Origin of the sequence: Carnobacterium sp., from assembly GCF_040274945.1 — a bacterium.
Lineage (GTDB): Bacteria > Bacillota > Bacilli > Lactobacillales > Carnobacteriaceae > Carnobacterium_B.
Genome location: NZ_JBEMAR010000001.1, coordinates 479454 through 491854 on the forward strand (window position 1 = coordinate 479454; position 12401 = coordinate 491854).

Consider the following 12401-nt stretch of genomic DNA (forward strand, 5'->3'; position numbering starts at 1 on the left):
GCTATTCTATTTAAACTATCCGCAAAGAAGGTGAGAACGCTACTAACAAACAAAAAAATCAAAGAAAGATAACCTTTCTTTGATTTCCAATTTAATACTATTTAGTTTATTTAAAGTAGTGACGTGTTAACTCTAATGCATTTTTTTCCATTAGTATTTTGCCATGTTCTTCTAAAACACCTTGAGTAATAGGCGTTTTTTCAGCAAACTCTAGCGCAAGAGCGATTTCTTCCTCAGCACTTCTTTCTGTCATTTCATTAACAAAAAAGACTAGATTTAAATAGTAGCTTTCTTTGTAAAGAAAGAGATTAGAACGAGCCTTATCAACATGCATCATTTTTGATAATTCAATCATATCTTCAAACTGATTAAATTTCAAAACAACTTCTTTTATTTCCTCTTCAATTTGATTTGCGGTTTCATCAATATCAGTTTCGGATTTTTCTAAATTTTGTACCATTTGTTTTTTTATATATTGAGAGAATTCATCTGAGTTAAGATTCTCAGATGCTGAAGAAAAGTCTAATTGGTCGTTTAATGGTCCACCTTTACTAATAAACAATTCTAGTCCATTTCCATTTGGCAATACTTGAAATGTTATGGCATCAGATTCATGGAATTGTTCGTCAACATCCACTTCTTCTAAGATACTATAAAAGAAATTTTCAATTTGTTTGTGATTTCCTAAAAGATCTAAAAATGTTACGCCTCTTTCTTCTAAATCAGCATTCTCAATCAATACTCGGATGGTGTTTTCGTTAATGTGTTCCATTTCCATAGTCCTACACCTCATTTCTTTTCTTCATCGTTAAACCATTTCAACTAATGAATAATCTATATAACCATTCTAAAGGAAATAAATAAAATGTAAAGTTAAAAGTGCCAAAAAAAACTACATCATCCTTTGGGATGTGTAGTTTTACCACATTACTAATATCCAACTATCAGTTGTGCTTGTTTTAATTCAAGTGCTCTTACTTCACGAGGCAAGAAGCGACGGATTTCATCTTCATTATATCCAACCTGTAATCTTTTTTCATCTACCATAATTGGTCGACGTAAAAGTCCTGGGTTATCTTGAATCAAATCGAACAACTCATTTAAAGGTAAATCATCAAGATCAACATTTAGTTCTTGAAATACTTTAGAACGGGTCGAAATGATTTCTTCTGTACCATCTTCTGTCATTCTTAAGATCGATTTAATTTCATCAATCGTCAGTGGTTCAGAAAAAATATTTCTCTCTTTATAAGTAATATTGTTTTCCTCTAACCAAGCTCTTGCTTTACGACACGATGTGCAACTAGGCGATGTATATAAAGTTACCATATGTTATTCTCTCCTTTTTTAATCAGATAGATCGTTCAAAAAAATTGAGGACTGTTAATGAAACTATGAAATGCCTTACAAGATTATTATAAAACATTCATTTTAAAATTACTACCCCTTTTGCCATCTTTTTGTCACTTATACTTAATTTTAACATTAATTTTACAGAGTAAAGTTTTTTTAGTTCACATTTAAATATAGAAAACCCTTATTTAATAAGGTTTCCTCTTAAATAAGGATAATGATAATGAATACAAATAAAAATTCATTCTAAATAAAATAATGTTTTGAATTAAACATTATTTTGTTCAGCTTGTATTTATTTACAAGCATTCTCTATTGCTAAAATAATTTTATAAACTATTTATTCTTTTTTAGTAATAAAAAAAGCTACAAAGATGACTATTTTAGTCTTCTTTGTAGCTTTTACTCAATTATTTAGCGTAGCTTGCTTTCTTTTCTTTCAAAGCAGCTACATCAGATTCTCTACAGTAAACATAATGTCCTGGAGAAATTTCACGTAACTCTTCAGGTTCTCCATTTGATTCACGAGGAATATAAGGAGTACGCACACGATTACGCTCATATTCAGGATCTGGTAAAGGTACAGCAGACAACAAGCTTTCTGTATAAGGATGTAATGGAGTATTGTACACTTCATCAGCAGGTGCTAATTCAAGTAATTTACCGGTATTCATTACACCAATACGATCACTGATGTATTTAACCATCGATAAATCATGGGCAATAAACAAGAACGTTAAATCTTGAGTTTTTTGCAATTCCATTAATAAATTGACAACCTGTGCTTGAATTGAAACATCTAATGCAGAAATTGGTTCATCAGCAATGATAAACTTAGGCTTAACTGCAAGAGCTCTTGCAATACCAATACGTTGTCTTTGTCCACCTGAAAACTCATGTGGGTAACGAGAAGCATGGTCTGGGTTTAACCCTACTGTCTTTAACAGTTCATTTACTTGATTATTTCTGTCTTCCGTAGAAGTAGCTAAACCATGTATATCGATACCTTCTGCAATGATATCGCGAACTTTCATTTTTGGATTCAAAGATGCATATGGATCTTGAAAAATCATTTGCATTTCTCTTCTGAATTTCAACATATCTTTTTTACCAGAAATATCATGAACTTTGGTACCTTCAAAATCAATTTCTCCAGATGTTGGATCATACAATCGAATGATCGAACGACCGGTTGTTGATTTACCTGAACCAGATTCGCCAACTAAACCAAAAGTTTCACCTTTATAGATATCAAAAGTAACATCATCTACGGCGCGAACTTCATTTTTTGTTCCTTTGTTGAAATATTGTTTTAGACCTCTAACTTCTAAAATCTTTTCTCTATTTTCCATCTTAATTTACCCCTCCTTTGACTTCAGTCTTAGCATTTTTTAAAGATGCATGGAGTGGGGCAAATTTTTCTTCATAAATTTTTTGACGTGCTTTAATTTCTGGTGGCGGTTCAACGGCTGGTGCATCGGGATGTAATAACCATGTTGAAGCTAAATGCGTTTCAGAAACTTTAAAGTATGGTGGTTCTAACTCTGTATCGATCTTCATCGCAAATGCATTTCGTGGAGCAAACGCATCCCCTTTTGGCGGGTCCAATAAATCTGGAGGAGTACCTGGGATAGCATAAAGTGTTTCAGTAATTTCTAAGGTAGGCATAGAACTGATTAGTCCCCATGTATATGGGTGTTGAGGATTGTAAAAAATTTCATCCACTGTTCCAATTTCTATAATTTTACCTGCATACATAACTGCAACACGATCTGCAACGTTAGCTACTACACCTAGATCATGTGTAATGAAGATAATAGAAGTTGCAATTTTCTTTTGTAGTTCTTTCATAAGATCTAAGATTTGTGCTTGAATTGTTACATCTAAAGCTGTTGTTGGTTCATCAGCAATTAGCACTTCAGGATTACATGCAAGAGCAATTGCAATAACAATACGTTGTCTTTGCCCACCAGAAAATTGGTGAGGGTATTGTTTCATACGTCTTTCTGCGTCTGGTAAGCCAACTAGATTTAATAATTCTAACGCTCTTTTACTTGCATCTTCTTTGTTTAGCTTTTGATGCAAACGAATAGGTTCAGAAATTTGTTTTCCAATAGTCATTGTTGGATTAAGAGATGTCATCGGATCTTGAAAAATCATCGCAATTTCTTTACCACGAATAGCTTGCATTTCTTTTTCAGATTTTCTTATAAGATCTTCACCATTAAAAAGGATTTCTCCATTTTCAATATTTGCATTTTGTGAAAGCAAACGCATAATGCTACGAGTGGTAACAGATTTACCTGAACCGGATTCCCCTACAATAGCTAATGTTTCACCTTTTTTCAAATCAAAACTGACACCACGGATAGCTTTTACTTTACCAGCATAGGTGTCGAATGTGATTTCTAAATCTTTAATTTCTAATACATTGCTCATTCATTTTCACCTCGCTAATCTTTCATTTTTGGATCAAATGCATCACGCAAACCATCTGCTAACAAGTTAAATGAAATCATTAGAATACAAATAACTGCTGCTGGATACCACATTAAATGAGGTAAGAAACGGAATGTTTTATACCCATCATTAATCAGTGTTCCTAGTGACGCTGTTGGTGCAGGAATACCTATACCGATGAAACTCAAGAAAGCCTCGAAGAAAATAGCTGACGGAATTGAGAACATGGTTTGAATAATGATAACACCTGATAAATTTGGAATTAAATGTTTAAATGCTATTTTTATTGAAGATTCACCCAATGTACGAGCTGCTAAAATATATTCTTGATTTTTCAATTTCAATGTCTGTGCACGAACTACCCTGGCCATTGAAATCCACCCTGTAATAGCTAACGCAATAATAATAGACATAATACCTGGATCTAAAACTAAGAGCATTAAGATAACTACTACTAAGTTAGGAACTCCTGATAATATTTCTAAAACACGTTGCATGAAGTTATCAATTTTTCCACCACACCATCCTGAAACCAAACCATAAGTTACACCTATCGTTAAGTCAAAAAATGCTGCAACAAATGCAATTATTAAGGAAACTCGAGTACCATAAAGAATACGTGAAAGTAAATCACGTCCTAAACTGTCTGTACCTAAAATATAGTACTGGCCTTCAGGAACGCCTTTTTCAGCATATTTATCTACACGTGTATCTCCTACTGCTTGAGTTCCATTTAATCCATCAATCCCAATTCCTGGAATTTTAGGAGGCAAGCTTGCAAACTCTACAGTTTGAACATTTGGGTCATGCGGTGCAACAATTGGAGCTGCAATTGTAAGAATAATCATAATTATCAGAACAATCAGACTAACTACGGCCGCTTTATTTTTTTTCAGTCTTCTCCATGAGTCTTGAATAAAACTTAATGAAGGTGCTGCAATTTTTTCGTTATCTTGAATACTAGACTCAGATGCTGGAGCAAACATGTCAGGAGACAGATTCTTTAATTCATCTGCAACAGGAATATTCTCTTGATTATGCATTATTTGTCCCCTCCTTCTGTAGAAACACGAATACGTGGGTCAATTACTCCGTATAAAATATCTACAACTAAAATAATAAATACTAGCATAGCAGAATAAAGAATGGTTACACCCATGATGGTAGGGTAATCATTTGTCATAATTGATTTAACGAATTGTTCTCCAATTCCTGGAATAGCATAGATATTTTCTACAACCATTGAACCCGTCATTAAACCAACCGCCATAGGGCCTAAAATCGTAACTAATGGAATCAATGCATTACGAACACCATGTTTAAATGCTACTGTCCATCTGCTTAACCCTTTGGCTCTTGCCAATTCAACGTAATCACTACTCAATACATCTACCATTTCTGTTCTAATAAAACGAGCAGAATCGGCTAACGGAGATATCGTTAAAGCTAATGTAGGCAAAACAGATGAACTGAATCCGCCATCCCACAATGCGATTGGGAACCATTGTAGATATACTCCAAAAATAAGTTGCAATAATACTGCAATAACAAAGTTAGGAATAGATCTACCTAAAATTGCTGAAAATGTTGCTAATGTATCAATCCATGTGTTTTGATACATTGCTGCGATTACTCCTAAAACAATACCTAGTATTGTCCCAAGTGCGACTGCTTGAATACCTAGCTGCAAGGATGGCCCTATACGCGTAGATAACAGTTTTGTTACAGGAGTATTGTTAAATTGGAATGACGTTCCTAAATCCCCTTTAAGCAATCCACCAATGTACACTAAATACTGAACCGCAACCGGTTCATTTAATCCATATTGTTCGTTCATAATATAGATTTGTTCTTCTGAAAGTTTATCCTGGTTACTATATGGAGTACCTGGTAAAAGCTTCATTAAGAAGAAAGTAATCGATGCAATTAAAAATAATGTCAATAACATGTATAATACACGTTTTCCTAAAAATCTCGCATAACTTTTCATCGATTAAAGCACCTCCAACAATTTTAATTTTAATTCTCCTACAAAAAAGAATATACTATATAGAATAGCTTGTCAAAAGCAATATTGCAAAACTTTTTTGAATTATGCCATCATATTCTATCGTAAAATTAGAATTAGATTAGAAAACGAATAGAAAACATGTTGTTTTATAAAAGATAAAACATTACCTGTGCCTAATTTTATTCATACATTTTTCATTGTATTCCTTTATAATGAATTTAGAACGATTATTTATCTACTTCAAGGAGGAAATTAAGTGAAACAAAATTTTACACCTGTTCGGATCTTTTTAGCTATACTCGTTTTATGCATACTATTAGAACTTATTATTTATAGAGAACTTTCATTTTATCATACTACAAATCTTACTTTTTATGGAGCTGCCTTATTTCTTATTATTGGACTTTTTGGTGCATCTTTTTCTTCAGGTTTTTTTGATTTTTTTAACTACAGTATGAGGAAAGCTGCTTTCAATATTCGAAAAGGCAGAAACTCAGATGAAGAATTAAACGTAAAACCACTTTCGAAAGTATTCGGAAAAGGGTATTACTTTTTTTTAAAAGTAGGTTCTGCCTTATTAATTGTTTGTATCTTTACTTTGATAGCTTATTACCTTATTGAAAGGTGACCATTTAGTAGTTCTTATGAACAAATTCTTTAATCCATCTTAAAATAGCGTATAATAATTAATGTATTTAGAATTAAGGGGTGTATAATTAATGAAGACAATTTTTTCAGGTATCCAGCCTAGTGGAACTCCTACTATTGGGAACTATATTGGGGCAATGAAACAGTTTATAGATTTACAAGAAAGTTATACGAGTTACTTTTGTATCGTGGATGAGCATGCAATTACTGTACAACAAGAACCGTTGAAACTTAGACAACAAACGAAAAGTCTTGCTGCATTATACTTAGCTATCGGATTAGATCCAAAAAAAGCAACTATTTTTATTCAATCTGAAGTCTCTGCACATGCTGAAGCTGCTTGGATCGTCCAATGCAATACCAGTTTAGGTGAATTAGAACGGATGACACAATTTAAAGACAAATCTGCAAAAAATAATCGTGCTGGTGTATCAGCTGGTTTATTGACTTACCCTCCTCTAATGGTAGCCGATATTATTCTTTACCAATCTGACTTAGTTCCTGTGGGAGATGACCAAAAGCAACATTTAGAATTAACCAGAGATTTTGTTAGTCGATTTAACAATAAATACGGTAATGGCAATCAATTGCTTACAACGCCAGAAGTAAACATACCAGCATCTGGTGGACGGATAATGAGTTTACAAGATCCCTTGAAGAAAATGAGTAAGTCTGATGAGAATAAAAAAAGTTTTATTTCAATGTTGGATGAACCCGCAATCATTCGTAAAAAAATTAAGAGTGCTGTAACAGATTCAAGTGGTGTGATTGAATACGACCCTGAAAATAAACCTGGCATTTCTAATTTGTTAACCATCTATGCTTCGTTTACTGATTTCAGTATTGATGAATTAGTAGATCGTTACCAAAATAGTGGGTATGGTCAATTTAAAGAAGATTTAGGAGAAGCTATTGTTTCAGTATTAGAACCTATTCAAATTAGACACGATGAATTGATCAATTCAGATGAGTTAGACTCTATTTTAGATGAAGGTGCAATTAAAGCAGGCACTGTAGCTAATAAAACACTTTTGAAAATGAGAAATGCTATTGGTTTAGGTAGAAGACGAAAATAGTAAAAAAGAGAAAAGCAGTTAGAATACTCATTCTAACTGCTTTTCCCTTTTTTAATATATTAAATGCACTAGTTCTTCTTTAGTGATATTTCCAAAGTACTTTTTAATATCTGTCTCATCCAGGGCTTCGCTTATCGATGCTGCATCATACTTAACGCCGTTTAATTTTTCTTCAACATCAGATATGTCCCCTAAGCCAAAGAAATCTCCATAGATACGGATATCTTGGATAAACCCTTTGTCTACATTCATTTTAAATTCCACTGAACCGATAGAAAAACGGTGACGACGAACTAACTCGAATTTGGGCGATTTTCCATAGTTCCAATCCCAATTATTAAAATACTTTTCAGATAGATTTTCAATTTGTTTCCAATCTTCTTCCGTCAGTTCGTATTCCTTAACTTCTTCAGGAGTATTGACATCAAATATATTCAGTAATAAGCGGTCACGAAATTCTTTTGTACTTAAAAATTGATAATCATCAGATAAGTAGGGTTTTATATTTGTTACACGGCTTCTTATCGATTTAATTCCTTTTGACTCGATTTTATCTTTTCTCACTTTAAGAGCGTTCACGACTTCTTCAATATCACTATCAAACATGATTGTACCATGTGCGGTCATTCGTCCATTTTTTGAATACATCGCATTTCCAGAAAATTTTTGTCCATTGATCAATAAGTCGTTTCTACCTTCAAGCTTAGCGCCTTCTACTCCCATTTTGTGTAAAGAATCAATTATAGGCTCTGTAAATTTACCGAAATCACGAAATGAATCTCCATCATCTTTTGTAATAAAACAAAAACAAAACACTCCAAAGTCATGGTAAACGGCCCCACCACCTGAAAATCGACGGACTACATGGATATTCTTTTTTTCAACATAATCTGTATTGATTTCTTCGATCGTATTTTGATTTCTTCCAATTATAATAGAGGGCTCATTAATATAAAATAGTAAGATGGGTTCATCCAATACGACATTATTTAATAGGTGATATTCAATTGCTAAGTTAATAGCAGGATCTGTTATTTCTTTTCCGTTGCGGACGTTTTTAACGTAATACATTTAGTTTTCCTCATCTCTGATTGTTTTGTTTATTTTTTTACTGTTTTTTTGTTAAATTTCAATTATCAGATCTTTTTTAGCCAATACGACTTCTGTTGTTGGTGTTTCATTAACGGTTTGAGCTTTTAAAAGCTGTAAGTCTCCTTCTTGAGGTAAATGCGTCAAAACAACTTTTTTCACATGCGCTTCCTTTGCAATTTTTCCGACTTCAGAAGCTGTCATATGAACACGATGATTTTCCATCCCGTTGAAGAAATTCGTATCCGCTAGTAAGACATCAGCATCTTTACTAAATGAAATAAAATTAGATAAATAACCAGAATCAGCGGTATAAACAAGAGTCTTTCCTGTTTTCATTTCAATAATTCTCATTGCATAGCACTCTACTGGATGTAAAGTTTTCATAAAGTGAATTTCGAAAGGCCCAATATATATTTTTTCATTCTCTTTGTATTCTATCCCTTCACTTACAAGGTCCATTGTTAATCGTTTAAAATTTTCCTTATCTCCTGTATGTCCATAAATAGGCAGCATTGGAGCTCTCTCAAGATTATTCTTCATTCGCTTCAATTGACGTGTAAATTGCAACACCCCTAAATCAGCAATATGATCATAGTGGTAATGAGATAAAATTACCGCATCTAACTGTAATGGATCTAAATGATTTTCTAAAGCAATTAAAGAAGCACTTCCTGCATCAATTAATAGGTGATAATTTTCAGCTTCCAATAAATACGAACTTGTACCTGAATTATTCGTTGGATATCCACCCCAAAAGCCTAAAATGGTTAACTTCATTTTTATCCCTCACTTCTGTTTTTTATTTATCATTTCTCTAACACCTTACACCAAGACAGCTCAGTTTAAAATAAAAAAAACCTTTTTATTTTAAAAAGGAGTTTTTTATTTTATTATAAGCAATTAGATTTTTATGTTAAATACAATTTTGTTTTTTTATATGTTCAACTATTTTCTTGCTTGTTCTATTTGCTTGGACAATACATTGATTGATTCCAAAACCTTCTAGGCCTATTCCAGAGATATAAATTCCCGGATATTCATAGTTTAACATTTCTATCATTTCTTTTGTTTTTTCTTCTTGGTCCACAGTGTATTGAGGTATTGCGTCAGGCCATCGTTTCACAATTCGGTTTATTGGTTTATCAGTAATGCCAAGTATGATTTCCAAGTCTTTTAATATCGATTCTTCTATGTCTTTATTGCCCAAGGTAACAAGTAGGTCTTCACCTTTTCTACCAAAACTCACACCTATAAAAACGTCCTCTTCATCTTTAAGAAATGACCATTTCTTATTTAAAAAAACAATTGAAGTCACATAAGAATCATTTCTTCTAGGAGTCACTACACCAAAACCAATTGGTTCATTTTTAATAGCTGTTTTTTTAAATTTAAATAAAATGTATCCAATAGACGCCGTTTCAACTTGATCAAAAGTTTGCCTAAAAGTTTCATTTTTTATTAATTTTGAATATTCGGTTACAGGTGTTGCAATGCAAATTGCACCGACCCGCACCTGTTCTTTTCGGTTTATATCAATAATATACGTGCCTTCCGTACCTTCTTTAATTTCAAAAACCTTTTTGCTTGTTTGAATATGTGGTTTTAGAATCTCAGTTAATCTATCCGTTAAAACAGCTAATCCCTTTTGAAATGTAACATAATTGCCAGAACCATCTAATAATTCTGGATGATGCTTAATGCCATTAGATAAGCTTCCATACTTTTGTTCTAAGGAATAAATGACCTCTTTAGAAGATTTAATTCCCATTTCATCCAAATCACTAGCATAAACTTTTGAAAAGAAAGGCTCTACAATATGTTCCACTAATTCTTCTCCAAATCGGCTTTTAAGATACCGGCTCATCTGAATATCTTTATCTAAGGGTTTTAAGGGAAATAGATTATCTTTAAAACTAGCCATTTTCCCTTGAAACGTTAGTAAGTCACTTTTCCAAATATCCATTTTCCTTACTGGAATACCTTTATAAGTTGGGTAATTAAGATTGTGCAACTTATTATAAAAAAAGATATCTGGTTTATTTCCTTCACTATAAATTAACTGATCCATTAGACCTAATTCTTTAATCAGATCCATTGCTTCGGGATAGCGAACATCGATTGATTCAGCACCTAAATCAAAGTAGTTGTCACCTACCTTCATAGTGTAAATTTTACCACCTACTTTTAGAGCAGACTCTAATAAAATAAGTTCGAAAGGCAGCTGTTCATTTTCAATTTGCTGTTTTATTCGATAAGCAGTAACTAGCCCTGTTATTCCACCGCCTATTACTGCAATCCTCTTTTTGGCTCTCTTCATTTATTCCCCCCCTCTCTCATTTTTTAATCCATTACTCTCATTTTACTTGTTATTTTAATAAAAAGAAACGTTATTCTAGTTTATCTATAAAAGATTAGTCAAAAGTTCATGGATTTGTCATAAAGATATAGGAATATGAACAGGCAAAAAAAACTGTAGTGCATATCTTTCATATGCACTACAGTTTTTATTTCAATTTAATTTTAACTATGGTATTTAATTTTTTCAACTGTATCACTATCTAGACGTTTGATGACTTCTGTAACTAATCTTACAGTATTCAAATAATCGTCTTCATGAATAACTGAAGTATGAGAGTGTAAGTAACGCGTCGCAACCGTAATCGCTAATGCTGGTATACCATTTTTACTTACATGTTGACTTCCTGCATCCGTTCCTCCACCTGCAATCACAGTATATTGAAAAGGAATATTTAATTCTTCTGCAATAGAAACAACAAAGTCACGCAAACCTTTATGAGCTATCATGGAAGCATCATAAATAATAATTTGTGGGCCTTTTCCTAACTTAGAGTCTGCTTCTTTTTCAGTCATCCCTGGAGTATCTCCAGCTGTACCAGTATCTAATGCAAAAGCAATATCCGGATCGACTAAATGAGTTGCTGTTTTTGCTCCTCTTAAACCCACTTCTTCTTGTACGTTCCCAACCGCAAATGCTCTATTAGGATGTCCTTCGGCTTTTAAATTTTCTAATACTTTTAGAGTAACAGCTGTCCCAATGCGGTTATCCCAAGCTTTAGCCAATAGAAACTTAGATCCATTTAAGCGTCTAAATTCAGTATATGGTGTTACCATATCACCAGGCTTGACTCCCCATTGTACTGCTTCTTCTTTTGAGGAAGCTCCAATATCAATAAACATTTCTTGAACATCATACGCTTTATTGCGTACTTCAGCAGTTAAAACATGTGGTGGTTTACATCCAATCACTCCATGAATAACTTTATTTTTCCCAGTTGTAATTTGAACTTGTTGAGCCAACATTACTTGTGCCCACCAACCACCAATTGTTTGAAATTTAATAAAACCTTCTTCAGTAATGTTTGTTACCATAAAACCAACTTCATCTAAGTGTCCAGCAAACAATACTTTTGGGCCTGTTTTATCTCCAACACTCTTTGCAATGACACTACCCAGTCCATCAAAGCTAATACTATCTGCACTAGGATTTGCATACTTTACAAATACGTCTCTTACTTGTCCTTCATTTCCTGAGATTCCCTTTACATCTGTTAATTCTTTTAACATCTTTAATTCCGTTTCTTCCATAATATAGGCCTCCAATATAATTTATTCATTTAATTATAACATTGTTTATCAAAAAATAGTTTTTCTCCGTCCCTTTTTCATTACTCAATACTTAATTTACAAAAAAAGTAAAAATAAAGAGTCTTGGAACTTAATCCAAGACTCTTTCCATTCTT

Annotated in this window: 12 protein-coding genes; 2 read left to right on the forward strand and 10 right to left on the reverse strand. The window is 33.0% G+C overall.

Features of this window, described 5'->3' with window-relative positions; translation table 11 throughout:
- Positions 1-106 precede the first annotated feature (106 nt).
- From ABS916_RS02290 to opp3b, 6 genes are all read right to left on the reverse strand, one after another.
- Entirely contained in the window at positions 107-778 is a 672-nt protein-coding gene (locus ABS916_RS02290; protein WP_350450348.1) for an adaptor protein MecA, read from the reverse strand.
- Between the two features lie 152 nt (positions 779-930).
- Complete coding sequence (gene spxA, locus ABS916_RS02295) at positions 931-1329, reverse strand: transcriptional regulator SpxA (RefSeq protein WP_350450349.1); 399 nt, start codon at positions 1327-1329, stop codon at positions 931-933.
- A 434-nt stretch (positions 1330-1763) separates the two neighbouring features.
- On the reverse strand, positions 1764-2705 hold the full coding sequence (locus ABS916_RS02300) for an ABC transporter ATP-binding protein (RefSeq protein WP_350450350.1): 942 nt from the start codon (positions 2703-2705) through the stop codon (positions 1764-1766).
- Position 2706: 1 nt separating this feature from the next.
- On the reverse strand, positions 2707-3792 hold the full coding sequence (locus tag ABS916_RS02305) for an ABC transporter ATP-binding protein (RefSeq protein ID WP_350450351.1): 1086 nt from the start codon (positions 3790-3792) through the stop codon (positions 2707-2709).
- A gap of 14 nt (positions 3793-3806) precedes the next feature.
- Positions 3807-4856 (reverse strand): oligopeptide ABC transporter permease, encoded by a 1050-nt coding sequence (gene opp3C, locus ABS916_RS02310; RefSeq protein WP_350450352.1) that lies wholly within the window; start codon positions 4854-4856, stop codon positions 3807-3809.
- A complete protein-coding gene (gene opp3b, locus ABS916_RS02315) occupies positions 4856-5803 on the reverse strand; it encodes an oligopeptide ABC transporter permease (RefSeq protein ID WP_013710383.1) in 948 nt (315 codons plus the stop codon). Before opp3b ends, opp3C begins: the two co-directional genes overlap by 1 nt.
- A gap of 277 nt (positions 5804-6080) precedes the next feature.
- Here opp3b and ABS916_RS02320 point away from each other — a divergent pair, with 277 nt between their 5' ends.
- Together ABS916_RS02320 and trpS are read left to right on the forward strand one after the other, a co-directional pair.
- Positions 6081-6452 carry a DUF3899 domain-containing protein gene (locus ABS916_RS02320; protein ID WP_350450353.1) on the forward strand — a complete coding sequence of 124 codons (372 nt, stop codon included), beginning with the start codon at positions 6081-6083 and terminating at the stop codon, positions 6450-6452.
- 91 nt (positions 6453-6543) lie between these two features.
- Positions 6544-7548, forward strand: a complete 1005-nt coding sequence (gene trpS / locus ABS916_RS02325) for a tryptophan--tRNA ligase (protein WP_350450354.1) — start codon at positions 6544-6546, stop codon at positions 7546-7548.
- A gap of 51 nt (positions 7549-7599) precedes the next feature.
- Here the strand turns inward: trpS and lplA are convergent, their stop codons facing one another.
- From lplA to ABS916_RS02345, 4 genes are all read right to left on the reverse strand, one after another.
- A complete protein-coding gene (gene lplA, locus ABS916_RS02330; protein ID WP_350450355.1) occupies positions 7600-8619 on the reverse strand; it encodes a lipoate--protein ligase in 1020 nt (339 codons plus the stop codon).
- A gap of 51 nt (positions 8620-8670) precedes the next feature.
- A complete protein-coding gene (locus ABS916_RS02335) occupies positions 8671-9417 on the reverse strand; it encodes an MBL fold metallo-hydrolase (RefSeq protein ID WP_350450356.1) in 747 nt (248 codons plus the stop codon).
- Positions 9418-9553: 136 nt separating this feature from the next.
- On the reverse strand, positions 9554-10957 hold the full coding sequence (gene hemG, locus ABS916_RS02340; protein WP_350450357.1) for a protoporphyrinogen oxidase: 1404 nt from the start codon (positions 10955-10957) through the stop codon (positions 9554-9556).
- 203 nt (positions 10958-11160) lie between these two features.
- Positions 11161-12246: a M42 family metallopeptidase gene (locus ABS916_RS02345; RefSeq protein ID WP_350450358.1), complete on the reverse strand. Its 1086-nt coding sequence runs from the start codon at positions 12244-12246 to the stop codon at positions 11161-11163.
- Positions 12247-12401 lie beyond the last annotated feature (155 nt).